The 25916-nt window shown below is 45.1% G+C and carries 21 protein-coding genes and 1 riboswitch; of the genes, 6 read left to right on the forward strand and 15 right to left on the reverse strand.

Annotated features, from left to right (window positions below):
• Positions 1–27: 27 nt before the first annotated feature.
• Positions 28–993 carry a hypothetical protein gene (locus AC5JP1_RS09540; protein WP_493843949.1) on the reverse strand — a complete coding sequence of 322 codons (966 nt, stop codon included), beginning with the start codon at positions 991–993 and terminating at the stop codon, positions 28–30.
• 247 nt (positions 994–1240) lie between these two features.
• Entirely contained in the window at positions 1241–1774 is a 534-nt protein-coding gene (locus tag AC5JP1_RS09545) for a type IV secretion protein Rhs (protein ID WP_493843950.1), read from the reverse strand.
• A 449-nt stretch (positions 1775–2223) separates the two neighbouring features.
• Here AC5JP1_RS09545 and AC5JP1_RS09550 point away from each other — a divergent pair, with 449 nt between their 5' ends.
• Positions 2224–3513, forward strand: a complete 1290-nt coding sequence (locus AC5JP1_RS09550; protein ID WP_493843951.1) for a replication-associated recombination protein A — start codon at positions 2224–2226, stop codon at positions 3511–3513.
• Between the two features lie 360 nt (positions 3514–3873).
• Positions 3874–4986, forward strand: coding sequence for a bifunctional 3,4-dihydroxy-2-butanone-4-phosphate synthase/GTP cyclohydrolase II (gene ribBA / locus AC5JP1_RS09555; RefSeq protein WP_319050705.1), 1113 nt, complete (start codon positions 3874–3876; stop codon positions 4984–4986).
• Positions 4987–5145: 159 nt separating this feature from the next.
• On the opposite strand, the gene AC5JP1_RS09560 is transcribed toward ribBA, so the two are convergent.
• The 6 genes from AC5JP1_RS09560 to AC5JP1_RS09585 all read right to left on the reverse strand — a co-directional run bounded on the left by AC5JP1_RS09560 (position 5146) and on the right by AC5JP1_RS09585 (position 11141).
• Positions 5146–5634: an acyl-CoA thioesterase gene (locus tag AC5JP1_RS09560; RefSeq protein ID WP_493843952.1), complete on the reverse strand. Its 489-nt coding sequence runs from the start codon at positions 5632–5634 to the stop codon at positions 5146–5148.
• Between the two features lie 50 nt (positions 5635–5684).
• The gene (locus AC5JP1_RS09565; RefSeq protein WP_493843953.1) at positions 5685–6740 is read right to left on the reverse strand and encodes a hypothetical protein; all 1056 of its coding nucleotides are present in this window, start codon (positions 6738–6740) and stop codon (positions 5685–5687) included.
• A gap of 59 nt (positions 6741–6799) precedes the next feature.
• On the reverse strand, positions 6800–7831 hold the full coding sequence (locus AC5JP1_RS09570) for a uroporphyrinogen-III synthase (protein ID WP_493843954.1): 1032 nt from the start codon (positions 7829–7831) through the stop codon (positions 6800–6802).
• Between the two features lie 96 nt (positions 7832–7927).
• Positions 7928–8962 (reverse strand): hydroxymethylbilane synthase, encoded by a 1035-nt coding sequence (gene hemC / locus AC5JP1_RS09575; protein ID WP_493843955.1) that lies wholly within the window; start codon positions 8960–8962, stop codon positions 7928–7930.
• A gap of 193 nt (positions 8963–9155) precedes the next feature.
• Positions 9156–9893 carry a LytR/AlgR family response regulator transcription factor gene (locus tag AC5JP1_RS09580; protein WP_319050711.1) on the reverse strand — a complete coding sequence of 246 codons (738 nt, stop codon included), beginning with the start codon at positions 9891–9893 and terminating at the stop codon, positions 9156–9158.
• 222 nt (positions 9894–10115) lie between these two features.
• Positions 10116–11141 (reverse strand): histidine kinase, encoded by a 1026-nt coding sequence (locus tag AC5JP1_RS09585; RefSeq protein WP_493843956.1) that lies wholly within the window; start codon positions 11139–11141, stop codon positions 10116–10118.
• Between the two features lie 227 nt (positions 11142–11368).
• On the opposite strand from AC5JP1_RS09585, the gene argH reads away from it, so the two are divergent.
• Positions 11369–12742: an argininosuccinate lyase gene (argH, locus tag AC5JP1_RS09590; RefSeq protein WP_493844466.1), complete on the forward strand. Its 1374-nt coding sequence runs from the start codon at positions 11369–11371 to the stop codon at positions 12740–12742.
• Between the two features lie 336 nt (positions 12743–13078).
• On the forward strand, positions 13079–13369 hold the full coding sequence (locus AC5JP1_RS09595) for an oxidative damage protection protein (protein ID WP_238036003.1): 291 nt from the start codon (positions 13079–13081) through the stop codon (positions 13367–13369).
• Between the two features lie 90 nt (positions 13370–13459).
• Here AC5JP1_RS09595 and phoU read toward each other — a convergent pair whose 3' ends face one another.
• From phoU to pstS, 5 genes are all read right to left on the reverse strand, one after another.
• Positions 13460–14242, reverse strand: coding sequence for a phosphate signaling complex protein PhoU (gene phoU / locus AC5JP1_RS09600; protein ID WP_443525061.1), 783 nt, complete (start codon positions 14240–14242; stop codon positions 13460–13462).
• Between the two features lie 149 nt (positions 14243–14391).
• Positions 14392–15312: a phosphate ABC transporter ATP-binding protein PstB gene (pstB, locus tag AC5JP1_RS09605; protein ID WP_493843957.1), complete on the reverse strand. Its 921-nt coding sequence runs from the start codon at positions 15310–15312 to the stop codon at positions 14392–14394.
• Between the two features lie 78 nt (positions 15313–15390).
• Complete coding sequence (gene pstA / locus AC5JP1_RS09610; protein ID WP_493844467.1) at positions 15391–16176, reverse strand: phosphate ABC transporter permease PstA; 786 nt, start codon at positions 16174–16176, stop codon at positions 15391–15393.
• A gap of 169 nt (positions 16177–16345) precedes the next feature.
• On the reverse strand, positions 16346–17299 hold the full coding sequence (gene pstC / locus AC5JP1_RS09615) for a phosphate ABC transporter permease subunit PstC (RefSeq protein WP_319050716.1): 954 nt from the start codon (positions 17297–17299) through the stop codon (positions 16346–16348).
• A gap of 243 nt (positions 17300–17542) precedes the next feature.
• Complete coding sequence (pstS, locus tag AC5JP1_RS09620; protein ID WP_443525058.1) at positions 17543–18703, reverse strand: phosphate ABC transporter substrate-binding protein PstS; 1161 nt, start codon at positions 18701–18703, stop codon at positions 17543–17545.
• Positions 18704–18996: 293 nt separating this feature from the next.
• A riboswitch (TPP riboswitch) is annotated at positions 18997–19152 on the forward strand.
• A gap of 245 nt (positions 19153–19397) precedes the next feature.
• On the opposite strand from pstS, the gene thiC reads away from it, so the two are divergent.
• On the forward strand, positions 19398–21524 hold the full coding sequence (thiC, locus tag AC5JP1_RS09625) for a phosphomethylpyrimidine synthase ThiC (RefSeq protein ID WP_493843958.1): 2127 nt from the start codon (positions 19398–19400) through the stop codon (positions 21522–21524).
• Positions 21525–21657: 133 nt separating this feature from the next.
• Here the strand turns inward: thiC and AC5JP1_RS09630 are convergent, their stop codons facing one another.
• Positions 21658–22548 carry a fructose bisphosphate aldolase gene (locus tag AC5JP1_RS09630; protein ID WP_493843959.1) on the reverse strand — a complete coding sequence of 297 codons (891 nt, stop codon included), beginning with the start codon at positions 22546–22548 and terminating at the stop codon, positions 21658–21660.
• A 172-nt stretch (positions 22549–22720) separates the two neighbouring features.
• The gene (locus tag AC5JP1_RS09635; protein WP_493843960.1) at positions 22721–23569 is read right to left on the reverse strand and encodes an EamA/RhaT family transporter; all 849 of its coding nucleotides are present in this window, start codon (positions 23567–23569) and stop codon (positions 22721–22723) included.
• A gap of 378 nt (positions 23570–23947) precedes the next feature.
• On the opposite strand from AC5JP1_RS09635, the gene AC5JP1_RS09640 reads away from it, so the two are divergent.
• Entirely contained in the window at positions 23948–25855 is a 1908-nt protein-coding gene (locus AC5JP1_RS09640; protein WP_493843961.1) for an ABC transporter ATP-binding protein, read from the forward strand.
• Positions 25856–25916: the final 61 nt, after the last annotated feature.

Consider the following 25916-nt stretch of genomic DNA (forward strand, 5'->3'; position numbering starts at 1 on the left):
TTGATACTACGAACATGCCATGGTTATTTACTGAAATTCTTTCAAAGTCTGTTCATACTTTGCGATCTGCTCATCATATCCTTTGATCGTATCATTAAACTTAGTCATGAGCATCTCAAACTCTTGCTGCTGCTGTTGTTTCATCTGCTGCATATCGACTACCTGCTGCGCTTCTATCTGCTCCCATACTTGATGCTGAATAATCAAACGAGCCAGCGCTGGGCTTTTTGCACTTACCCTTCCAGCAATCTCTGCATGTTCAAACAATTGCGGCACTAAAGTCGCGATGTTAATCAGTGTGTCAGAATCCTCTGCACTGAGTGGCGTAGTCACAGGCTGATATAGCGTATCCATCGTTTGTTGATAGCGCTCTATTATCTGCGCTTCAGTCAGTATCACAGGTTTACGTGGCTCCAGACTGATACGCTTTAACACTGTCAAATCACGCTCACCAACCTCGGTGCTGGTATTGATATCGACCGCTGCATCCGAATCTGCATTACTACCTACACCCATTGGGCTATTTGATGCTGTTGTCTGGTCAGCACTATTAACGCCAGCACCCTCTGACGCACTGCCTATCGCCTCATCGTTGCTGTTGTTGCTATTAGTGTTTTCATTGGTACTGTCAGTCACATTATCGTTAGCATTGTCAGTTGCACCGCCAAGTAATAAGGACTCATCGCTGTCTGATGCATCTGCCGCTTGCAGTGACTCATACTCTGCTTGGAGACGGCGCTGCAACCCTTGTGCTTGTGCAACATATATAGGTTGAAACTGTTCTATACGCGCAGCAGCCGAATCGCTTTGCGGCATAGGCTGACTGTCTTCCACGCTTGTTTTTTCACTCGTCTGGGTGTCGTCTGATACAGGCTGCGTATCTGCTTGCTGCTGGCAGCCCGTCAGAAATAATACACCCGTCAACGCTGCTGCAAGCAATGTCGATTGATAATGAGTGTCAGTATTTGGCTTCACTGATAAAAATCTAAGCATAAGAGTACATATCCTTTAATAAAGCAAACATATAAAGAGCTAAAGTGATGACGATAACTGACTTTTGTTATTCGCTATCTACTTATTCTTCAAGCCACCATTGAATTATCAGTCATTGAACAAACTCAATTTGATAGGTATATAATTATTTTTTATCTTATTCACTAGTCGTACCGTTACTAATCGCAGTACTGTCTCTAATCAACACGAGCAGCCAGAAGCTCCATTACAACATGACAGATAAGACCTAGCTGACAAAAGAGCTACTAGAGTTTTTAGCACTAGTAATAGGATTTACGGTCAAAAACGGTATGCAAGCCTCCAAATCTTGGCAGTCTTGTCCGCGCTGCTGACGTACAAAATAGTCTTGTACCATACGTGCCTGCTGCTCTATACCATATTTAAAAAAGGACTTACCCGTTTCTAACACATAGTCGTACCGCCGATCGATAACCGCACCACGCACGACCTTTAAACCCTGCTGCAATTGCCATATGTGAGTCAACTCATGTATTAGCCAGCTCTGTTTGGCCAAAGGCGCGTCACCAAAGTCTATGATCCAATCAGCTGGGTTAAAATAAATATTCCCGTTGGGACTGACGGCATAATTTTTTAATACCCACCAAGCGGTCTTTAGCCGAACCTCATCAAGTCTGATACTCTCACCAAATACGGAGTGTGCCAGCGCTATCTCTCCAGCCGTCAAATCACGCGACTGATGAGTGTAGTTACTTCTACGTAGATATCGATTAAATAAGCGCTTGAGTGTGGGTTTAGACATCGTCAATGTATTACCTTATATTTGATAGGCTACTTCTAATGATTTCTATTTAGTTGTCCATTTTTCTAAGTCTGTTCTCAATAGAACGGTTGAACCGTTAATATAGATGAATTATGAAAACTAAAGTATCAAGGACATAAGCTATACGCTTAGTGAGCTTTCATTAACATATTTTTGCGTTAGCCTAGTGTGTATGACACCTACTTGCAGATAGCATCAGGTTTATAACCTAGCCTACTTTTATGGCTCATGTCCAATATTGATTGTCATCATAAAGTTGCTGCGAGAATCATGCCAAACAACTGAGTATATTTAGATTAACTCAGAATAATAAATATAGAATAGAATGCGGTGCTCTGTACTCAACGTTCTGTATTTAGCGATAACGCCCATCGAGAACTGCCATTATGATCCATTAATGGTTTTTTAATTATTTGATAGAGAGTTCTATGCCGACCAACTTTCATGCCGACACCCCGCTTGCTCAGCGTATGCGCCCCGCCTCGCTTGCTGCCATTATTGGTCAAGAGCACCTTTTAGCCACAGGGGCACCGTTACGGCGTTTGGTAGAGCAAGGACATCTGCCCTCTATTATCTTACATGGTGAAGCAGGTATCGGAAAAACAACCATTGCGATGCTATTGGCTGATGCCGTTGGTAGACCTTTTCATGCGCTCTCTGCCTTGAATACTGGGGTCAAGCAGCTGCGTGAAGTATTAGACAATAAAGACTCATTAAGCCTTGAGTCACCTGTGGTATTTATCGATGAGATACATCGTTTTAATAAAGCGCAGCAAGACGCGCTCTTGGGCGCTGTGGAGTCTGGGGATATTACCTTAATTGGTGCAACCACAGAGAACCCATCATTTAGCGTCAATAATGCTCTATTATCACGTTGCCAAGTATATCGTTTAGAGCCGTTGACGCCTGAGCAGATTAGTGCCGTATTACAGCGATCACTAGCAGAAGACGCTGTCCTTAAAAAGCTGACTATCGACCTACAGGCGCAAGATACCATCAGTCAATTGGCACATGGCGACGCAAGAAAGGCGCTAAACTTACTAGAGCTCGCGATCCAAACAGCCGACACCAAGCAATCACCAACAGTCATTGATGATGAGCTGGTTAGCCAAGTGGCGCAAACGGCGTTGGTACGTTATGACAAAGATGGTGAGCAGCATTACGATATTATCTCAGCCATGATTAAATCAGTACGTGGCTCAGATCCTGACGCAGCGCTATATTGGATGGCTCGGATGCTGGTTGGCGGAGAGCCTGCAGATTTTATTGCGCGTCGATTGGTGATACTCGCCAGTGAGGATATCGGTAATGCCAACCCCAATGCCCTACTCCTTGCTGATACAGCATTGCGCAGTGTGCAGTCAATCGGTATGCCAGAGGCACGCATCATATTGGGGCAAGTCGTGGTCTATCTGGCGACCAGTGCCAAAAGCAACAGCACTTATAAAGCGATAAATGCGGCGATGGCTTTGGCAGAAAAGGATGCCTCCCCTGTACCATTACACCTACGTAATGGCGTGACAAAACTAATGCGTAATCAGGGCTACGGACAAGGTTACGCGTATCCTCATAACTACCCTAACCACTACTATCCTCAAAGCTATCTGCCAGAAAACTTGTTGGGTACCAGTTTTTACGAGTTTGCTGATAATCAGCGCGAGCAGCATAGTAAACAGTTTATAGAATGGCTAAAAACCCAAGCAGCAAGTAATGATTGAGAATACCATCTGATGTGTCGGAAATTTTGAGCTACCGTTGGTTTAGGGCTTAGTCATTATACGTATGAGCCATTAGTTATATTTAACCCCATTTTTAAAAGACTAAGCGTGATAGTTCAGCTTTGAGGCAGCACGCGTGGACAAAAACCGTTAAAATGTATCCTTAATGATATATAAAAGTCATGAGTTACTTCTATATTTAATTACTGCTATTTGATTACTGTTATTCGAGTACCATGATTATCACGCGCTTTGCTCAACAGCAACAGCGCGTTGTACCATCTACTGCTACAATAGGCAGATAACGCTTTATATTCCAAACCACACATATTTATTAATAATAAAATATTGAGACTTACTATGAGTTTACATACGATTCCTGAGATTATCGAAGATATTCGTGCCGGAAAAATGGTCATCTTGATGGATGATGAAGACCGCGAAAACGAAGGTGATATCATCATGGCAGCGACGCACGTTCGCCCTGAAGATATCAACTTTATGATTACTCACGCGCGCGGCTTGGTATGCTTAACCCTATCACAGGCGCGTTGCCAGCAATTAGCCCTACCACTCATGTCTGATCGCAATGAGGCGAAGTTCAGTACAAACTTTACGGTGTCTATTGAGGCCTCTGAAGGTGTTACCACTGGTATCTCTGCAGCAGATCGCGCTCGCACGATTCAAGCTGCAGTCTCGTCTGCTGCCAAACCAGAAGACATTGTCCAACCTGGGCATATTTTTCCAATCATGGCGCAAAACGGCGGTGTTTTACACCGTGCAGGCCACACAGAAGCTGGTTGCGACTTGTCAAGATTGGCAGGACTAGAGCCTGCAGCAGTCATTGTAGAGATCATCAATGCCGATGGTACGATGGCACGTCGAGATGATCTTGAAATATTTGCAAAAGAGCACGATATCAAAATGGGTACCATTGCAGATCTCATTAACTACCGTATCGCCAATGAGCAAACGGTAGAGGAAATCGAGTCGCGTCCTTTTGAAACTGAACATGGCACTTTTACCTTGCATCGTTTTCGCGAGTTTGGTGCTGAAGAAACGCATTTAGCATTGGTGAAAGGTGATGTGAGCGAAGGCGTGAGTACCGTACGTGTCCATGGCTTCCATCCACTACGTGACCTATTTGCGGCCAAAAATGATACGACGGGTCGTAGCGGCTGGAGCGTGCAGTCAGCACTAGAAGAAATCAGTGCTTCAGATCGTGGCGTCATGGTTTGGGTAGGTAACCATCAGCCAGTCGATCTAGGAGATGCGCTAGATAAAGCTTCAGACAATCAGTCACTATCGACCATCGCCCAGCAGCCTTATCGTAGTATCGGCGTTGGTGCACAAATACTGCGTCACTTAGGTGTGCGTGATATGCGTTTACTGTCATCGCCGATGAAGTTTTATGCCTTATCAGGTTTTGACTTAAATGTGGTTGATTTTGTGAGCGCACCGCAACAAAGCTAAAGACTGTTTGAAAGTGGACTGAAACATAAATCGCGAAAAGGGTACGCTAATATCATGTTAGCGTGCCCTTTTTTTATTTTTAATAACCAACGTTTAACCGACGGTACCTTTCAACTTTAACTAGCGAGATTTTTAGTAAGGCGTCAGGTTAATATCACTCTAAAGCTCGGGAGTGTGATCAAATTTCGCTTCTAATGCCAACAGCCGCGCGCGTTCTTCTGCTGTCCATGGCAACTTACCTTTCCCATCACTATCGAGACGTACTACCACCGCCTCGGCCGTCGCCACGATGAGGTTTTGCGCTGTACTATAATAGCTGTATTCCATTGTTATACTGGTATTACCCAAACGCTGGCAGCGAACACCTAGTAGCAAGGTGTCAGGATACGTCACTGGCCGTAAGTATTGGCAGCTCGATTGCGCCAGTACGGTAACCATACTGCCATCAAACATATCTAACGCATGTAAATAACCAATACGCGCTGACTCAGAGTAACGATAGTAAACCACATTATTTAGGTGATTAAATGCATCCATTTCACCCCAATGGATTGGCTGATGGTGAATAATTGGATAATTAGCCAATACATCAGGACGCTCGGTAATCACTTCAGCCAAAAAATCAGATTTTTCGTTGAAATCAGTCATAACTTACCTTTTTCTTTATATTCAATATATGTCGCATTTCTAAATACCCTCTATTGGCTCTGAGGTTTGTCTAAGATTTGTGTGGTCAATAACGGGGTTGGTTTGGGAGTATTAGCAATCAGTTGATCTAACCAAGCAATGACTTCTGGTATATCACTAGGGGCTTTCATAATTTCTAAATTAGTGTCTACGTTGGTTTTTAAACTGGTGTCTAAAGCCGTGTCCGAATTAGCTTGTGCGCTTATCGGTTTTTTGTCCGCGGGCACAATGCCAATCGCATTATCTTGAGTGGACTTTTTGCTCGCTGATGACTTAGGGATTAACGTTTTTAGCTGTTTGCACGCTTGGATCAAATAACTACTCAATTGGTCCTGCTCACGCATATTGCTAGATTGGCTCGCAAGATTTAAGGTCATGATGACTTCGTGAATGACGAGCTGTCTGCGAGAGAGATTTGCCTCATTGTTCACCGGTCTGTTAGCAGGCTTGTTTGTTGCAGCATCGACAAGCTCTCGGCGCTGAATATCCGTACGCTCGTAGCTTCCAAGACGCTCATGACTGTGCAAAAACTCTTGGATATTTTGAATCGCAAGGTTTTGTATTTGCCATGGACTCGGTTGTGAGCTTTGCGCTTGCAAGCGTTCAATATCTTGGAGCAAGCTTTGCTTGATGACCACAGTCAACGCGGGTGCAATCTCATTACTGCTTTGTGCCAACTGCCAATGCAACCCTCGCAGTAGCTCTATCGCTGCACTGTCATTGTTATCCGCTAGTAGTCTATCGGCAGCCTTTATTTGGATACGTAATAAATCCAGTTGGTTCTGCGCTTGACTGCTGGCTTCCACTCTCGGCTCGGGAAGTGTCTGTTGGCTCACTGCAAATAAACGATCGTCCATTTCATTTAAACGACTGACGACCTGCTCGTTACTTTGTAAGCGCTCGTTGACACTATGTTGAAAGCGTTGCTGGCTGATATATAGCCAAAGCAGCGCTGCAACAAGTAGCAGAATAACCAGCCACTGCATCCGTAGCAGCAAAATGTTTGCTTGGCGGCGCTGCTGTACAGCAGAAGGACCTTCGGGTAAAGACTCAGGATTTATTGACATAAGGCTGTACCACTATTCATAGGTGTGACCATGTTTAGAGCAAATAAAGAATTATAAAGCTAATTGGTAGCGTTGATGGCTGAGAGAATCGTATCTGGTGCTAAATCTTCTACACGCCAATAGCTCAAGTGTTCTGATGCCACCATCTTTGCTAAACGCTCACCCAATACGACATAAACAAAATCTGATAGTGTGAGCGGCAAATTTTCCTCGGTATATTTAATCGCATCTGTATCTGGCTTCGGTGCCAAAGTCTCTACTTGTGCACCTTCAACGATATGCTTCCAATGCTCAAAGGCAACACCACTACTCACAACTACGATTGGTTTTGACTGATGGGATTGTGCGTTCCTTTCTTTGTTGTGTGCAAAAAAATCTTGCTGATATTGCTGATACTGAGACCGTGCATCGATAGGCATCGTGCGCTCGTACCACGCAATGCTATCGATATGTACACCGCGGGCCTGTAATGTATCGACCAATAATCGTCGCCCACCTAGACCGCGCCATATCAACAGCTTATCACCTGACTGCAAACTTTCGATCTCAGGCATTGCCAGCATACCTTCATTATTGGCAACCTCGGGCTGCAATACTTGGTAGCTTGTCGGCTCTATTTTTGCCTGATTCAGCACCGTAGCAGTGGCCTGACCGACTGCGATGATTTGACTCGGTGCGATAAGAGGTTCAGAGAGTATTTCAGCTTGCGTGGACGGTGTACGCTCAGTCTCTAGCCGCTTGAGCTCTTCTCCCGCAGGATTACAGTCGTCATACTCATTGCGCGCAAGTGCACGCCAAACATCCAATCCTAACGTAGCAGCAGTTGGGCTGATAACCACAAGGGCCTTATATTGACCAGTTAGCCATGCACGCATCAGTGCCATATCACCACCAGTTGTTGGACGCGATTGCAGCGCCAACATAGGTATCTCAACCACTGTAAACCCAGCTGCTTGCAAGTGATTTGTCAGCGGCGCAGCACGTTCTACTGGACGCGTATTGATGACAATTTGCAGCACTGATGATGAGTCCTCAAGGTGACTATTGTGACTGTCACGACTGAATGTCGCTTGGGTTGACGTTGATGACATAGCTGTACCACGGCAAAAGACCTATAAAGTTAGCTCCGCTATAGACCAGCCATTTGAAGTGCTGGTCTATAACAAAATCACAATGCAATCTATCGGTTACTCAGGCTCATAAATGGCTGATAATATATCTCCAGCTCCATCAGCGAGTAGCATGTCTGCGACATCGATACCCAGCTGATTTGCCTGCACTTCTTGCTCATCTTGCGTACCGACCAACGTCGCTCGCTTTTCTGCCTTTAACAGCTCGCTACCATCAGCTTGACCCACTCGGCCTCGTAACCACAGCACATTACCATCATCGTTATTGCCATTTTCGCCATTGTCATCATTATTGGCACTGGTCTCGTCCGCCATTTGCAACACAGCATAAGCAGCAATCGGCACCTGACAGCCGCCTTCTAGATGACGGTTTAATGCACGCTCAGCGATGAGACGAATGCGAGCTTTGTCATCGTTTAGCGGTGCCAGCAGCTGTAGTACTTCATCGTCACCCTCACGGCATTCGATAGCTAAAGCACCTTGACCAACTGCAGGTAAACAAGCAGCAATATCTAACTCTCCGCGTATACGCGCATCTAATTCAATACGCTGTAATCCGCTGGTCGCTAAAATAATGGCATCATACTCACCAGCATCTAGTTTACCCAAACGCGTACCTACGTTGCCGCGCAGGGTTTTGATTTGTAGGTCTGGGCGGTACGCTTTGATCTGGCATTGACGGCGCAGACTCGACGTCCCAACGACGGCACCTTGCGGCAACTCGTCAATACTATTATAAGTGTTTGAGACAAAAGCATCTGTTGGTGAAGCACGTTTGCAATAAACGCCTAGCATCAAACCTTCAGGAAGCTGCATCGGTACGTCTTTTAGTGAATGTACGGCAATATCTGCTTGTTTGTCATACAGTGCCTGTTCCAGCTCTTTTACGAACAAACCTTTACCGCCGATTTTGGCTAAAGGGGTGTCCAAAATCTTGTCACCCTTAGTGACAATTTTTAGTAACTCGATTGTCAGCTCAGGATAAAGCGCCAATAAACGATCGCGAATATGTTCCGCTTGCCATAGAGCCAAAGGACTCTGCCGCGTAGCGATAGTTAGTGTAGTCAAAGCAGGTTGCTGTGGATTGCTCATAAAGGGCCTCAATAAACTCGATGCTATCAGCCCACCATCATGATGTCATTACCAAATAATAGTGCAAGCTTGCCACAGAAAAGTGGTGACTCAAATCATTGATAGTAGAGGCTGACGCAAAAAAATACCCCTATTTAAGCATAAATAAGGGTTGGATGATATGGCAGGATTATGTCGCAATGGGAACACCTCATTACATGCTTTGAATTTTGTCACGTAAGGCTGGCAGATGGCGCCGACTCACGGCTAGCGTCTCATCAATGTCTTTAAATCGTATCTGATATTGACCTGCATCTAAGGTTTCTAAATAATCCAAGAAATTAAGGTTAATGATCGCATTGCGATGCACGCGAAATAGACGGTCATCAAACTCTTGCTCTAGCTCTTTTAGCGTTTCATCAATCAGTACCATGCCATCTTTGTGACGTACCTTGACGTACTTTTGGTCTGCTGCAAAGTAATAAATGTCTTTTAGTTTAATCAGTTCTACACCGCGGTGAGTACGGGCAGCAATATGCTCGCGTACTGGACGCGCGGTTGGATCTTCTAGCTTACGAATTTCGTTGAGCTGCGCCGCGTTTAGGTTTTTTGCTTTGTTCAGTGCCTCTAACAGCTCATCTTTGTTTGCAGGCTTTAACAGATACCCGATTGCATTGGCTTTTAGTGCCGCTATCGCGTAATGATCATAAGCGGTAACAAAAATAATAGCAGGTGGATGCTCAAGTTTGGCAAGTTCTTGGGCACAGCGTACCCCATCCATCTCAGGCATCCGAATGTCTAATAATATAATATCAGGCTGCTGAATTTTTACAGCGACGATGGCCTCTCCACCTGTTGTGGCTTGAGCGACGACCTCGTGACCTGACTCCTGTACGATTCTGACTAAGCGCTCACGTGCTAAAGGCTCATCATCACAAACTACGATACGCATGAAAACTCCCACCTAAAGACATACTTAATGTTTTTGATGGTATTACGAATATATTGATCGGTTCGATATGATGACGTTTCGTCGCATCCTATTTTATATTAACCATTATTCACCAGATATAAATCGCAATAACCATATAGATATAGAAGATGATGCAATAAATATGCCACACTTCATAATACGTGAACAGTAGCACTCAAAAGCACCTAAAAGGTGCAAATATTATAAACTGACATCTTGTAAGGGATAGTCAATAATGGTGGTAACTTGGTTACTGGTTACGAGACTTTGGATATCAGCACTTTGACCAAAATGGGCACGTAAACGATCCGTCTGAATATAAAAATTCATGTGCTGACGCAAATCATGATTGATGATTAAGGTTTTTTTGGGCAGTTCTACCTCAATCTGAATTGCCACACGGTGCTGCTGCCAAGTGACTTTGATATCAATATGAATCGTTTCGGTGGTCATCTCTACAACATTGAGCAGCATCTTTTCTAAAACACTTTGTAAGGTTAAAGCCGTGATGACCATATCGTACATGATGTCTTCATCAGGCAGCTGCCAGCTTACCTCGAGCTTATCTGCTAAGCGACTAGACTCAATCGCCAAGTAATGCTCACAAAGCGCGACTTCCTCTTCAAAACTGATCTCACGCGCACCGCTAAAACTGGCACGGAACAAAGCAGAGACATGCTGTAGTAAGGCAGCAGCTCTTGGCGGATTGGATTCAATAAGTGATACAAGTGTGTTGATCGTATTAAAGAAAAAATGCGGAGCAGTACGGGCTTTAATCAAATCGTTTTGGGCGGTTAACTTATACTCAAAAGATATTTTGAGTGCGTTGAGCTCACGATGATTACGCAAAAAATATAATAAAAACACAATGGTAAAACCACCAGTCAGTACTGTATTGAATAGCAAATTGATCACAAAAGCTTGACGGTCGTATGCCATCAATCCTAGATTAATCATGACCAACACCACTAACGTCATGGATACCGTAGCAGAAAACATCATGAGCATGACAATACGCACACTCACACTAGGAATGCTCGCATTTTTGAAGGCAGGACGCAGATAATCGACCAAATATAGCGCTGGAATGACGGTTAGTGAATTCTGTAGCACTCGAGAAAAGAACTTGATAATAAAATCAGACCAACCTGACAGACCATGACGCTCAATCACTGTCAGAAACAGTGACCAAAAAACGATATATGTCAGCCACTGCCAAGGTCTCATGAGCTTCATGAGTTTGGGAATAAAAAACTCTAAGCGTTCGGCTAGTAAGGCAACCTCATCATTTGCTATACTCGAGTTCTTATTCTCTTGACTTGTCTTGTACCGATATGAACGCCAATTCTTCAAACCTTAGTAATCCCGAATCAAGTAAAAGTTCATCTGTCTCTGATTCTAGCACAGATGTCTCTACAACAACTGATGCGACACAAAACAGTCAGGGCCAGCAAATGTGGGGCGGACGATTTAGCGAAGCGACGGACAGCTTCGTTGCCGCTTTTACTGCTTCTGTCGGCTTTGATCAACGTTTTGCTCGTCACGATATTCAAGGCTCAATTGCCCACGCAACGATGCTCAAAGAATGCGATATTCTAACCGCTGATGAAACGGCCACGATTATTGATGGACTGCACCAGGTATTACGCGAGATCGAAGCAGGCGAGTTTAACTGGTCAATCGCTCTTGAAGATGTCCACATGAATGTCGAATCACGCCTAACTGACATTATAGGCGCAGTCGGTAAAAAACTACATACTGGTCGTAGCCGTAATGATCAGGTAGCCACTGATATCCGTTTATGGTTACGTGAAGAGACTGATAATATTATTGCCCTGCTAGTGCGCTTGCAAAGCGGCTTACTTGATCTGGCTGATCAACATACCGATACCATTATGCCTGGTTTTACACACCTACAAACCGCCCAGCCTGTCAGCTTTGGTCATCACGTGATGGCTTGGTTTGAGATGCTGTATCGTGATACTGAGCGCTTGGTTGATGCCCGCCGCCGTATCAACCAGATGCCACTGGGCAGCGCAGCCCTCGCTGGCACGACTTTCCCTATCGACCGCACCATCACCGCCGAACTATTAGGGTTCGAAGGTATTTGTCAAAACTCACTTGATGCGGTCTCAGATCGTGACTTTGCAATTGAGTTTACCTCAGCTGCCTCTATCCTGATGATGCACATGTCACGTATGAGCGAAGAGATTATTCTTTGGATGTCAGCACAGTTCAACTTTGTACAGATACCAGATCGCTTCTGTACTGGCTCATCGATCATGCCACAAAAGAAAAACCCTGACGTGCCTGAGCTGGTACGCGGCAAGGCGGCACGTGTCTTTGGTCAGCTCATGACATTGCTCAGCTTGATGAAAAGCCAACCGCTCGCCTACAATAAAGACAATCAAGAAGACAAAGAGCCTTTGTTTGATTGTGTCGACACCCTGACAGGGTCGCTTTTGGCATTCGCTGATATGCTACCAAACATCGTCCCGAATAAAGAAAGTATGCGCGCGGCGACAATGAAAGGCTATGCTACGGCAACTGATTTGGCAGATTATCTGGTACGCCAAGGCGTTGCCTTCCGCGATGCGCATGAAGTGGTCGGTAATGCGGTTGCGCTAGGTATCAAAGAAGGTGTCGATCTCAGTGATTTATCATTAGCACAGTTGCAGCAGTTCAGCGACGCTATTGGCGAAGATGTTTTTGATTATCTAACACTAGAGGGCTCGCTTGCCGCTCGTGACCATTTAGGTGGTACTGCGCCAAACCAAGTTAAGAAAGCTGTGGTCAATGGCCGCGCTCGCTTAAAAGCCTTTGCCTAATCAGTTGATTGATCTAGCTGATCCAAAATAACGGCTAAGCTATGGCTGACGATCAATATTCGTGATATCGATACCCAACACCCGCATCTGTAGCGGGTGTTTCTATTTATCGTACTAAAATTTATGCTGCTGAAATTTACAGTGCTGAAATTTACAGTGCTGAAGTTTACGACGCTGAAGTTTACGATGCTAAAATTTACGACCCTAAGACCTATGCTACTAAACTGACAATTGCAAACGTTACACCAGATATCCTTTGCTAAATCTACCAAGACCGTTATCATGGTCTCATAAGATTATGTGATTTCACCCAATATAATAAATAAGGAGTACCTTATGACTGAGACTTTTAACCCTCAAGCCAATACCGTCTTTTGTCGAAAATACAAGCAAGAACTGCCAAAAATGCCGCATCCGCCTTTTCCAAACAAAAAAGGTCAAGAGCTACAAGAAACGGTATCTGAAAAAGCATGGAAAGAGTGGCTTGAACATCAAACCATGCTTATCAACGAAAATCATTTGAGCATGATGGACCCTGAAGCCAAGAAATTTCTGACTGAGCAACGTGATAAGTTCTTGGACAATGAAGACTACGAACGCGCCCAAGGCTGGACACCAGAAAGCTAATCTCAGTGTTCTATGTATTGGTAATAACCACAAAAAACGCGCTAACTATAGCGCGTTTTTTATTATGAGTAGACTGTGCTGACTGCGTTATCAGTCATCATTACTTTCCAACGACTCATAGTCGTCGACTGACATGGTACTGACTTGACGAGCAGCCAGACGATCATTGGCTTCTTGTACTGCTTTTTCGACCATGGCGTAGTCTGAATGGCGTACATCTTGACCACTGATGTAATTGATGACTAACTCTGCTACATTTTGTGCATGATCGCCAATGCGTTCAAGCGAACGCAAAATCCACATAATATTGATGACCTTTGAGACTTGTCTAGAGTCTTCCATGATATAGGTCATCAATGCTCGGATAGCGGATTGATATTCGTTATTGACCACACTGTCATTGCGCATCACTTCAAATGCCTGCTCTGCATTTGATTGGCTAAAGGCTTCTAGCGCGTTGTTGAGCATCAATCTTACTTGATTACTCAAGTGCTGTACCTCAGCATAGCCATAAGACGACTTGCCTTGTGCTGCAATTTTGCTTGCCATTTTCGCGATTTTTACGGCTTCATCACCGATACGCTCTAAATCTACCACCCCTTTACTGATCGACATGACTAAGCGTAAGTCTCCCGCTGCAGGCTGACGCTTCGCCACCAATAGCAGAATATGTTCATCGAGCTCAACCTCCATTCGGTTGATATCAAAGTCCATCTCGATGACCTCTTGCGCCAGTATCTCATCTTTGTCAATCAGTGCATGGATCGCTTTGGCCACTTGGTTGGCAGCGCTATCACCCATGTACAAAAACAAACGAATGGCTTCATCAAGATCTTGGTCAAAACTTTTGGAGATATGCTTATCACTTTGCATGAGAGGTATTCCCTGAAATCTATATTTTATGAGCTCAGTGTGTGCTTTCTGGATAAAACAGCTTGGCTCACAATGTCCTATTGAGCAACTGGTGTTTGATCCAGCTTCAGTTTCAACGCATTACTACTTACCTTTGGTATCGCTCGATATTAACCATAACGACCAGTAATATAGTCTTCTGTAGCTGTTTGGGCAGGCTTAGTAAATATCTGATCAGTCTCACCCATCTCAATCATATCGCCCAAATACATATATACCGTATAGTCAGACACACGGGCAGCCTGCTGCATGTTGTGCGTGACAATAGCAATCGTATAGTCGTTCTTGAGATCTTCAATTAATGCCTCAATCGCGCCAGTCGAGATAGGATCAAGTGCAGATGTTGGCTCATCGAGCAGTAGAACTTCAGGTTTAGTTGCAACGCTACGGGCGATACATAGACGCTGCTGCTGACCGCCTGATAATGACAGACCTGACGCTTTTAGCTTGTCTTTCACTTCTGGCCATAGCGCTGACTTTTTCAGTGCCCACTCCACGCGATGATCCAGCTCGTCTTTACTCAGCTTTTCGTAGAGTCGTACCCCAAAGGCGACGTTGTCATAGATAGACATAGGGAACGGTGTTGGCTTCTGAAAAACCATACCGACCTGCGCTCTTAGCAAGTTGACATCGACATCTTTACCTAGAACGTTTTTGCCATCGAGATTGATCGTACCTTCTGCACGCATACCCGGATATAGGTCATACATACGGTTAAAGGTACGTAGTAGCGTAGATTTACCGCAACCTGAAGGACCGATAAAAGCGGTAACTTTTTTATCTGCGATATCAATGTTGATATTCTTTAATGCCTGAAAGTCATCATAATAGAAGTTTAGATCTCGCACTTCCATTTTTGCCGCAGGCATGTTTTTCGGTATATCGTGACGGGTTTGTTTGTTGAAATCAGTCGCAACGGGTTGCTGTGATTTTTGGTTATTTGACATAGGTCTACTCAATAGGCTGTCTGTTGCCGTATCAAAATCATTTGTTGTGGTTTTTGTACGGGCTTTGCTTATGACATCATTCATAATATTATTCAACCTATCTTAATTGATTTCATATAAATTTGAGTGAGTATCTGCTGCGATATCACAGGGTATCAGGACTTATTTAACCTGACCTCTATTACCAATAAATCGTGCTAATACGTTTAGTACCAAGACAGACGCCGTGATAAGCAGCGCCGCTGCCCAAGCCAACATATGCCAGTTATCATAAGGACTCATAGCAAACTGATAGATGGTGTTGGGTAAGTTGGCAATCGGCTGACCCATATCGGTACTGAAGTACTGGTTGTTAAGTGCCGTAAATAGCAATGGCGCCGTCTCACCTGTGATACGAGCAAAGGCCAATAGCACACCAGTTGTCAGTCCCGCTTTGGCAGCTTTTACCGTGACCTGCGTCACCATCTTCCACTTAGGCGTACCAAGTGCGTATGCCGCTTCGCGTAAACTATTAGGCACCAAGTTGAGCATGCTCTCAGTCGTACGCACGACCACTGGAATAACAATCAATGCTAGCGCTAATGCACCTGCCCAACCAGAGAAGCTTTGACCTTTTACCATCAGCGCATAAATAAATAGACCAATAACAATCGAAGGCGCTGACAATAAGATGTCATTCAAAAAACGAGTGACCTTACCCAGCATACTCCCTTTAGAAAACTCAGACAAATAAATACCAGTCATAAGACCAATGGGCGCACCGATAAACAATCCTGAGAACGCGAGCATTACCGAACCAACAATAGCGTTACGCAAACCACCAGCACTCATAGGGGGCGGCGTATCAGCGGTAAAGATGGGTAACTCCATCATTCCCTGAAAACCTTCAACAAATAATGTCACTAGAATCCACGACAACCAAAACAAACCAAAAACCATGGCTGACATGGCAAACCCTAGCCCAAGCTTATTGGTCCAACGGCGCTTGTTATAAAGACTCTTGTTATAATGTGCTTTAGAGCTTGTCTTGACTGGTAGTGGTGCGTTGAGCGCATTGTTAGAAGGCATAGTCTTTATTTCCCATATCTTTTATCAATATCAAAGTCTGATACATGATTTATCGGTTGCCCGCTTTATGATCCATACGCATAAGCATGAGTTTGGCCAAAGACAGCACAATGAAGGTAATGACAAACAGTATTAAGCCTAAATGTAGTAGCGAGGCCAAATGCAGCTCACTAGAGGCTTCGGCAAACTCGTTGGCCAAGGCAGAGGTAATCGTCACACCAGAAGTAAACAGACTTGGACTGATATTGAAAGCATTACCTATCAAGAAAGTTACCGCCATGGTCTCGCCAAGTGCGCGCCCCAGACCCAAGATAACGCCGCCAACAACCCCTGCTTTGGTATAAGGGAGGATAATCTTAAACATAACTTCCCACGTCGTCGCGCCCATACCGTAGGCAGATTCTTTGAGCAAATCTGGTACGACAGAGAAGACGTCACGCATGGTGGCTGCGATAAAAGGAATAATCATGATAGCCAGCACTAGAGATGCCGTGAACATCCCCAGTCCCATAGGAGCACCTACAAACAATTTACCGATGATAGGTAGAGGACCGATGTGCTCAATAAACCATGGCTGGATATGATCGCCAAAGAATGGTGCAAAAACAAACAAACCCCACATACCATAAATGATAGAAGGGATACCGGCCAATAGTTCAATGGCAATACCCAGTGGTTTTTTGAGGAACTTAGGGCACATCTCAGTCAAAAATATTGCAATACCAAAACTGACGGGCACGGCAATCACGATAGCGATGAGTGAGGTGACTAGCGTACCGTAAATAGGCGCAAGCGCGCCGTACTCATTGGCGACCGTGTCCCAATTGTTGCTGGTATAAAACCCAAGCCCGAACTCTTGAATACTCGGCCAAGCACCAACGATGAGAGAAACTAGAATGCCCCCTAAAGATAGGAGGACCAGTATGGCAAACGCTTTGGTAGAGTTGACAAATAAAGCGTCGTAACGTTTTTGTTTAGCCAGTTGGGACCTTAAGTCTGTCATAAGTGTCTCAGCATTGAATAGAGTGAATTCAAAAAACCAGTGTGTTTGTTCAGCTTTATCACAACAAGCCCACCCGCATAATCATTAACGATCCTGTGTGCCAATGGCAACTGCTCAATATATCCATCAGTACTGCAGTCAATGTTACGGTCAAAATTGCTGTGATAAAACCTCTCAAACAACCAGGCTCTCTTTAGAGTGGTTGTTTGAGAGTCTAACTATGTCAAAATCAAGAGTAGCAACTTACTGCGCTGGCTTATAAACTGGCTGACCGTCGCTACCTTTTACGTCGTTCCATTTTGCTTTGAATAGAGCCACTGCCGTATCAGAGAATGGGACATAATCTAGGCTCATAGCGCTATCATCACCTTGGGTATACGCCCAGTCAAAGAAGTTCAACACGCCAGCAACTTGCTGAGGATTCTCTGGCTGCTTGTGTACTAAGATAAAGGTTGCAGCAGCGATAGGCCATGCTTGCTCAGTCTCAGAGTTGGTGATGACTTTATAAAAGCCTTCTTGTTGTGACCAATCGATGTCACCTGCTGCGGCAAATGTCTCAGCAGATGGCTGAACGATGTTGCCCGCGGCGTTCTTCAGTGCAGTATGTGACATGTTGTTTTGCTTAGCGTATGCATACTCAACATAACCGATAGAGTTTTTCATACGGTTTACATAGCTTGAGACGCCTTCGTTACCTTTACCACCTGCGCCAGTCGCAGAGGTTGGCCACTTAACCGTTTTATCAACACCAACCGTATCTTTCCAATCTGGTGATACTTTTGCTAGATAGTCAGTAAAGTTGAACGTCGTACCTGAACCGTCTGAGCGGAATACCGTTGTGATTGCCGCATCTGGCAAGGTCAAATCTGGGTTCATAGCTGCGATAGCCGGGTCATTCCAGTTGCTAATTTTACCTAGATAGATGTCTGCCAAAGTCGTACCATCTAGCTTCAAGGCACCTGGCTCAATACCATCAATATTAACGATAGGTACGACGCCGCCGATGACCGTTGGGAACTGGATAAGATCAGATTCTGCTAGCTCTTCAGGTGTCAATGGCGCATCAGAGGCACCAAAATCGACAGTCTTTGATTGAATTTGTTTGATACCGCCAGATGAACCAATTGACTGATAGTTAACTTGCCCGCCAGTCGCACCATTGTAGTCATAAGACCATTTGGCATAGATAGGCTGCGGGAATGACGCACCTGCACCCGTGATGTTCATTGCGATGTTTTCAGCAGATTTAAAACCAGCATCAGCAGCAGTCGTTTCCTGAGTCTGAGTAGTGGTCGTAGCGCTACTAGTATCAGCGGCAGCGGTTTCTGTCGTATCTGTTGACTTATTACACGCCGTAAGCATTAAGGTGCAACTGACGGCTACTGCTAATAACGAATAACGCATGTAGAACTCCTGAAGTTTAACGACGATATAAAAAAGCATTGTTTGTGATATGCGTGCTATCTTGCCAAATCTTTATGACAATTTAATGACAACCGTCGCAATCTTTTATTCGCTTTACATAATATTTAGACAACCTCTGTCTAGCCCAGTGATACCAAGCGATAGTCGTTACTGATACTGAGTGGCCTATTGGATAAGTATATTAAACGTCGCATTTGGAGTCTGATACTTACGTTCAAATACTATTAGCTGTTAGTACAGAATTTTGCTAGTATGAAATCTGATTTACAACACTGACAGACTCGGGGTGCGGTGTAGTATTGGCCTACTTTATTAAGCGTTTATAGTTAAACATTAATAACAGTAGTCGCCTATCTACATTCGCTGAGAGATCACCCGCCGAACCTGATGCGGTTAGTACCGACGCAGGGAAGTCTTAAGCACTTTGTTATTGATGACAAAGGACGCGTAGAAATACATTTTTATCATCACTACTGTCTGAGTATGCGTGCTGCATAAGCAGATAACGAGCGAAGGTATAAAGCTGCGTCCCCTATTTGATGACCATTTACCGCGGCAATTTTTTGCTCGCTTTTAGGTGTCGATAGTCCAAACTTGTCTCAATGATAGATGCTGCACCCGCAGATACTGGCGGTGTTGATTTTATTCAAAAACCAACACGCTAGGACAGCATATGACTACTTTAGACAGCACTTTAGACAACACCTCTTTAGACAGTGCCTCAACTGCACAAACGCATAACCCAGCCAACAACATACCTCTTACCTCAGACTCTACTGACACCGTCAAAGCAGATAAAAAAGCAGACGCCCTAAAAACGCCTGCCCACCGTGCTGCCAGCGATGCGCGCTTTGAAGAAGATGCACGTGATCTGCACCGTATTCTACCCGCCTCTCGCAAAGTCTATATCGAAGGCTCAAGACCTGATATCCAAGTACCGATGCGCGAAATCAGCTTGGCGGATACACCAGTTGGCGGTACGGGTGACAAAGATGGTGAGCATAATCCGCCGTTTTATGTCTACGACACTTCGGGCGTCTACACTGACCCCAATGTCGAGATTGACTTGACGAAAGGTCTACCAAAACTGCGTGAAAACTGGATCGCCGAGCGTGATGATACGGAGCAACTAAGCGGTCTATCTAGCTCATACGGTCAAGCACGTGCTCGCGATATCAGCACTGCCAACCTTAGATTTGCTCTTATTGACAAGCCACGCCGTGCCAAAGCAGGGCAAAATGTCACGCAGATGTACTACGCGCGTCGCGGTATCATCACCCCTGAGATGGAATATATCGCCATACGTGAGACGCAAAAGCAGCACGAGCTGACCGACATGCGTCAACATGACGGCGAGAGCTTCGGCGCCAATACGCCCACTATCATCACCCCTGAGTTTGTCCGTGATGAAGTGGCGGCTGGTCGTGCCATTATCCCAAACAACATCAACCACCCTGAATCTGAGCCGATGATCATCGGGCGCAATTTCTTGGTGAAAATCAATGCCAATATCGGTAACTCCGCGCTGGGTTCGTCTATCGATGAAGAAGTATCCAAAATGACGTGGGCCACACGTTGGGGTGCGGATACCATTATGGATTTATCAACGGGTAATCATATTCATGAAACCCGTGAATGGTTAATCCGTAACTCGCCTGTGCCGATTGGTACCGTACCGATTTATCAAGCGCTAGAAAAAGTTGATGGCGTCGCAGAAGATCTAACGTGGGAAATCTTCCGTGATACGTTGATTGAGCAAGCCGAGCAAGGCGTGGATTATTTCACCATTCACGCGGGTGTCCTACTCCGCTATGTACCGCTCACTGCAAAACGCCTAACGGGTATCGTCTCGCGTGGTGGTTCTATCATGGCACAATGGTGTCTGGCGCATCACAAAGAGAGTTTTTTATACACGCATTTCGAAGACATCTGCGAGATTATGAAGCAGTACGATGTAGCATTTAGTCTAGGTGATGGCCTGCGTCCTGGCTGTCTACAAGATGCCAATGATGAGGCGCAGTTCGGTGAGCTACGTACGCTTGGAGAGTTGACCAAAGTCGCATGGGAACATGATGTACAGGTCATGATCGAAGGCCCTGGGCATGTGGCGATGAACCGCATCAAAGAAAATATGGACTTGCAGCTTGAGCTGTGTGCGGATGCGCCTTTTTATACCTTGGGGCCATTAACGACCGACATTGCACCAGGTTATGACCATATCACCAGTGCGATTGGTGCAGCGATGATTGGCTGGTTTGGTACCGCGATGCTGTGCTATGTGACACCAAAAGAGCACTTGGGTCTACCAAACAAAAAAGACGTCAAAGACGGCATTATTACTTACAAGATTGCCGCTCATGCTGCTGATTTGGCCAAAGGTCACCCCGGTGCGCAGGCACGTGATAATGCACTATCCAAAGCGCGTTTTGAATTCCGCTGGGATGATCAGTTCAATCTGGCGCTCGACCCTGATACCGCGCGCGAATATCACGACGAGACCTTACCAAAAGACGCACACAAATCAGCCCATTTTTGCTCGATGTGTGGTCCGAAGTTTTGCTCCATGAAAATCACCCAAAACGTACGTGAGTATGCAGCAGGTTTGGACAAAGACGCCGCTAATAAAAAAGTCACACCGCAATCAGGCGACTTAAGCGATGCGGATCATTTGATTAAAAAAGTCGACACTGAACTGGTCGGACAAGTTGGCGAAGCCAGTGCTGAGGAAGTCCGTCAAGGAATGGCTGAGATGATGGAGAAGTACAATAAGGAAGGACGTCAGTTGTATAAAGAGGTGTAAAGTTTTTAGCTTTATTAGAGAAGAGTCCTACCAAAGAGAAGCCCGAACCTGATAGTCAGGTTCGGGCTTCTCTTTGGTCTATGTATGACTATCAAGCCAGTACTATTACACCCATCTTATTAAGCCAGTACTGTTAAACATTAGATGCCTGATAAATCTCTTCGATAGAATTATTGATAGTGTCAGCAAACTCGCTATCGCTTTGTTGCTTACTCAAACCTTCGGTAAAGGCACGTGAGAAGCTCGCAATCATACCAGGGTTTTGCTTGAGCTTGGCGCAGGCATCGCTACGGCTATAGCCACCAGATAGCGCGACTACTTTGAGCACTTTTGGATGATCAATCAGCTCTTGATAAAATCCTGCTTCTTCAGGCAATGTCAGCTTAAGCATCACTTGATGTTCATCATTCAAGCGCTCAAGGTTACGCAAGATATCGGCTTTTAATAGTAGCTCACAATCATGTTTTTGCGCGCTGTCGATATTGACCTCAGGCTCAACGATCGGCATGAGACCCTTTGAGATGATTTGCTTGGCCACATCAAATTGCTGCTGTACCACCAGCTCAATACCATCAGCACTTGGCTCATAGATCACTGAACGCATCTTGGTGCCAAATACCGGATAGTTTTTTGCTTTATCCAATAGTAGGTCTAGATTGGGCATCGGCTTCATCACTTGTACGCCGTCCATCTGCTCAGCCAGCCCTTTATCTACCTTCAAAAATGGTACGATATTTTTGTCTTCCCATAGATAATTGGCAGTCGACTTACCATTGACGTCGCGCTCCATGGTGTCTTCAAATAGAATAGCGCCAAGCACACGTTCCTTGTCAAAACAGTCACACGTCATAATACGTGCACGCATTTCGTGCACCAAATCAAACATCGCCTCATCACTATCGTACGCTTCACCGCTAACACCATAGTTCTCTAGTGCTTTTGGTGTACTGCCGCCGCTTTGATCAAGCGCCGCGATGAAACCTGAGCCGTTTTTTATGTGCTGTAATTGCTTATCGTATTCCATTGAGGATGCGTCCTGTTTTTATTGGTTGAGGTCAAATATCACAACGAGACTGTGTGGCTCATATGAACCATGCTATTTGTAAACAACCTTATCATAGGTTGGATTGTCTGCCTATATAGGATACGTGTCAGCATCTCTAAAATTACTTTTATACAACTATTTTGGGTAAAAACTATGCCAAAAAGAGCACGCCCACACAGCATACAGCGAGTAACAACCCCACTATATTGATACGGTTAAGCTGCTCTTTGAATACGCCTACGCCAATTAATGTTGCCACCGCAATAACACCGACATTCATACCCGTAAAGACGATACTGGGTGAATCAGACAATACTTGATGGGCACGTACGTAGGCATAGATATTACCCATGTTTAGCGCCCCAAGTAACAGACCTGCTATGAGTGCGTTCTTTTGCCAGCGTACCCGGCTGATAAGTAGATAGATAAAAAGCAGTGTACCTGCCATACCGAAGCTCACAAACAGCGTCAACGGAAAAGCGGCGCCTTGTTTGGCGACCTGTTTGAACAAGATATCAATAATGCCGTAGCCTGCCCATACCCCGAATAACCACAGTGGCGTATGCTTTGCTTGCCGAGTGATATCATTATGCTGTGGTCGATAGACAAGCGCACCTAGTGCCAAAAACCCTAATGCCAGCCCAAGTATACGAGTACCCGTCAACATTTCACCAAACAATAGAAAAGCGGCGACAATAGGGATAATCAGTGATAAGCGCTGAGACGCATCCGTTGCTACCATGCCGACTGCTTCAATAGCGCGGCCCAGAATGATAAATATCGCAGGCAACAATACCCCAAGCGCGATGATAATACCCCAAGCACTATCAAGCGCATGTATGGCACCAATATCAGGCTGTAATAATACCCACGTCAGTAAAAATGCCACCGGATACCCTGCCACGATAGTCTGACGTATATCTATATTTTTTTGACGCAATACTTTTAAGAGCACGGAGACAGCGACACTGCATAGCACCGCAATTGTTAAATACATCATTCACTTCTACCTTGTTTGACCTCTATATTGGGTGCTTGTTTGCATACCAGTAGTACCTGACTTAAGCCACTTTATTTATCCAACGGGCGCCTGATCACATCATAACTGCCAACGCTATACTTAAGCACATAAACAGTGACTTAGATAAGCGCGCTGTAAAAGGTAGCAAAATATATTTTTTGCAGCAATCCATTTATCATTGCCCATACCAAAGCGCTGGCAATGAGCATCCTAGGTGATCAAATTACAATTAGCATGCAGGTATGATGGGTAATTTTGCTAAAATAGCACCTAACCCCAATCACAAAAGTAAAGATTTGAGATAACGAAACTTCTCGTTCATCTCGACGTACTGCTATTGATGTTTTATTGCTGCCTATGAATGCTCTATTTCGCTTTTTTGAAAACCGTCTACCCGCCTTTCCAGACACCCCTATGCCGCTGCCATCACCTCGCGATGGTATGCTAAAGTTCTTATGGGTATGTACCAACGGTCTGCGTGGCTGGCTGTTGCTCTTTATGGTTTTGTCCGCTGGTATCGGTATCTATGAGGCTATGCTGTTTGCGTGGATTGGTGATATCGTCGACTGGCTAGGTATCTATACACCGCAAAACTTATGGGCAGAAAAAGGCGATATGCTACTGCTTATGCTTGCGGTGATGATTGTCAGCCCGTTGTGGATTGCGTTGTCATCGTTTGTCCATTTTCAAACCTTGCAGGGTGTTTTCCCTATGCAAATGCGCTGGCGTTTTCATCAGCGTATGCTTGGACAGTCGATGCAGTTTTATCAAGATGAGTTCTCAGGGCGTGTCTCCGCCAAAGTCATGCAGACCGCACTCGCTGTCCGCGATACGGTCATGACTGTCACTGATATGTTTATGTATGTCTCTGTCTACTTTATCACCTCAGGGGTGATTTTATTTAACCTAGACAATCTGCTGCTCATACCTTTTATTATTTGGTTGGTGTTAGTAGCACTAACGATTTGGTACTTTATTCCTAAGCTCAAGGACACTGCCATCGTTCAAGCTGATGCTCGTGCTCTGATGACGGGGCGTATCACAGATGCTTATGCCAATATCATGACCGTCAAGCTCTTTAGCCATTCACGTCGTGAGCTGGGTTATGCTAAAAACGCCATGGGACAGTTCTTGGGTACGGTACATGCACAAATGCGCTGGGTCAGCTATCTGGAAGTCTCAACCCACCTCATCAGTGTCATCTTGGTCAGTAGTACCGCAGGTATTGGTTTGTACTTATGGCAACAAGGCGCTGTGGGTGTCGGGGCAATTGCGGCGGCGACCGCTATGGCGTTACGTCTAAATGGTCTGACGCGCTGGATCATGTGGCAGACGGCCAGTTTATTTGAGAGTATCGGTACCGTGCAAGACGGCATGCGTACGCTATCAGCACCGCAAACGATCATAGACAAACCTGATGCAAGCGCGCTTACTGTCACTAATGGTCGTATTGTATTTGAGCATGTTGATTTCAGTTATGAATCTGAAGAAGATGAGCGCGCGCAAGACAGCGAGTCTCATGATGGCAATACGCACACACCTAACTCATATACCAAACTGCTAGATAACTTTCATCTAGACATAAAACCAGGGGAAAAAATTGGTCTGGTCGGGCGCTCAGGCGCTGGCAAATCGACTTTGGTCAACTTATTGCTGCGCTTCTTTGACGTCGATAGCGGAAAAATCTTGATCGACGGTCAAGCTATTGATGCCGTCACTCAAGAATCCTTGCGTCAACAAATAGGTATGGTGACTCAAGATACCTCGTTGCTGCATCGTACTGTGCGTGAAAACATCGCTTATGGTCGCCCTGATGCTACTGACGCGGAGATTATGTTTGCGGCAAAACAAGCCCAAGCATGGGACTTTATCAAAGACTTATATGATGATAAAGGCAATACAGGTCTCGATACGCAAGTGGGTGAACGCGGAGTCAAACTCTCTGGCGGTCAACGTCAGCGTATCGCCATATCACGTGTTATGCTAAAAAACGCGCCGATTCTGCTCTTAGATGAAGCAACAAGTGCGCTAGATTCTGAGATTGAATATGCGATTACTGAGAGTCTAAATGACATTATGACAGGCAAAACGGTTATCGCTATCGCTCATCGACTCTCTACTATTGCTGCACTAGATAGACTGGTTGTCATGCATCAAGGACGTATCATCGAGCAAGGTAGCCATGATGAGCTACTAGCGTTAAACGGTGTCTATGCCAGATTGTGGCAGCGTCAAAGCGGCGGCTTCTTAGGTGAAGACAACTAAGACTCACTAAAACGATAAGCAAATAGATCACAAGCAAATAAATCATAATAAATAAGTCACA

This window comes from Psychrobacter sp. H29 (genome assembly GCF_059073055.1).

Excerpts from the sequence above, each read along its gene's own strand:
- AC5JP1_RS09540 (WP_493843949.1), bottom strand. The coding sequence starts at position 993 with ATGCTTAGATTTTTATCAGTGAAGCCAAATACTGACACTCATTATCAA.
- AC5JP1_RS09545 (WP_493843950.1), bottom strand. The coding sequence starts at position 1,774 with ATGTCTAAACCCACACTCAAGCGCTTATTTAATCGATATCTACGTAGA.
- AC5JP1_RS09550 (WP_493843951.1), top strand. The coding sequence starts at position 2,224 with ATGCCGACCAACTTTCATGCCGACACCCCGCTTGCTCAGCGTATGCGC.
- ribBA (WP_319050705.1), top strand. The coding sequence starts at position 3,874 with ATGAGTTTACATACGATTCCTGAGATTATCGAAGATATTCGTGCCGGA.
- AC5JP1_RS09560 (WP_493843952.1), bottom strand. The coding sequence starts at position 5,634 with ATGACTGATTTCAACGAAAAATCTGATTTTTTGGCTGAAGTGATTACC.
- AC5JP1_RS09565 (WP_493843953.1), bottom strand. The coding sequence starts at position 6,740 with ATGTCAATAAATCCTGAGTCTTTACCCGAAGGTCCTTCTGCTGTACAG.
- AC5JP1_RS09570 (WP_493843954.1), bottom strand. The coding sequence starts at position 7,831 with ATGTCATCAACGTCAACCCAAGCGACATTCAGTCGTGACAGTCACAAT.
- hemC (WP_493843955.1), bottom strand. The coding sequence starts at position 8,962 with ATGAGCAATCCACAGCAACCTGCTTTGACTACACTAACTATCGCTACG.
- AC5JP1_RS09580 (WP_319050711.1), bottom strand. The coding sequence starts at position 9,893 with ATGCGTATCGTAGTTTGTGATGATGAGCCTTTAGCACGTGAGCGCTTA.
- AC5JP1_RS09585 (WP_493843956.1), bottom strand. The coding sequence starts at position 11,141 with ATGAGACCTTGGCAGTGGCTGACATATATCGTTTTTTGGTCACTGTTT.
- argH (WP_493844466.1), top strand. The coding sequence starts at position 11,369 with ATGTGGGGCGGACGATTTAGCGAAGCGACGGACAGCTTCGTTGCCGCT.
- AC5JP1_RS09595 (WP_238036003.1), top strand. The coding sequence starts at position 13,079 with ATGACTGAGACTTTTAACCCTCAAGCCAATACCGTCTTTTGTCGAAAA.
- phoU (WP_443525061.1), bottom strand. The coding sequence starts at position 14,242 with ATGCAAAGTGATAAGCATATCTCCAAAAGTTTTGACCAAGATCTTGAT.
- pstB (WP_493843957.1), bottom strand. The coding sequence starts at position 15,312 with ATGAATGATGTCATAAGCAAAGCCCGTACAAAAACCACAACAAATGAT.
- pstA (WP_493844467.1), bottom strand. The coding sequence starts at position 16,176 with ATGTCAGCCATGGTTTTTGGTTTGTTTTGGTTGTCGTGGATTCTAGTG.
- pstC (WP_319050716.1), bottom strand. The coding sequence starts at position 17,299 with ATGACAGACTTAAGGTCCCAACTGGCTAAACAAAAACGTTACGACGCT.
- pstS (WP_443525058.1), bottom strand. The coding sequence starts at position 18,703 with ATGCGTTATTCGTTATTAGCAGTAGCCGTCAGTTGCACCTTAATGCTT.
- thiC (WP_493843958.1), top strand. The coding sequence starts at position 19,398 with ATGACTACTTTAGACAGCACTTTAGACAACACCTCTTTAGACAGTGCC.
- AC5JP1_RS09630 (WP_493843959.1), bottom strand. The coding sequence starts at position 22,548 with ATGGAATACGATAAGCAATTACAGCACATAAAAAACGGCTCAGGTTTC.
- AC5JP1_RS09635 (WP_493843960.1), bottom strand. The coding sequence starts at position 23,569 with ATGATGTATTTAACAATTGCGGTGCTATGCAGTGTCGCTGTCTCCGTG.
- AC5JP1_RS09640 (WP_493843961.1), top strand. The coding sequence starts at position 23,948 with ATGAATGCTCTATTTCGCTTTTTTGAAAACCGTCTACCCGCCTTTCCA.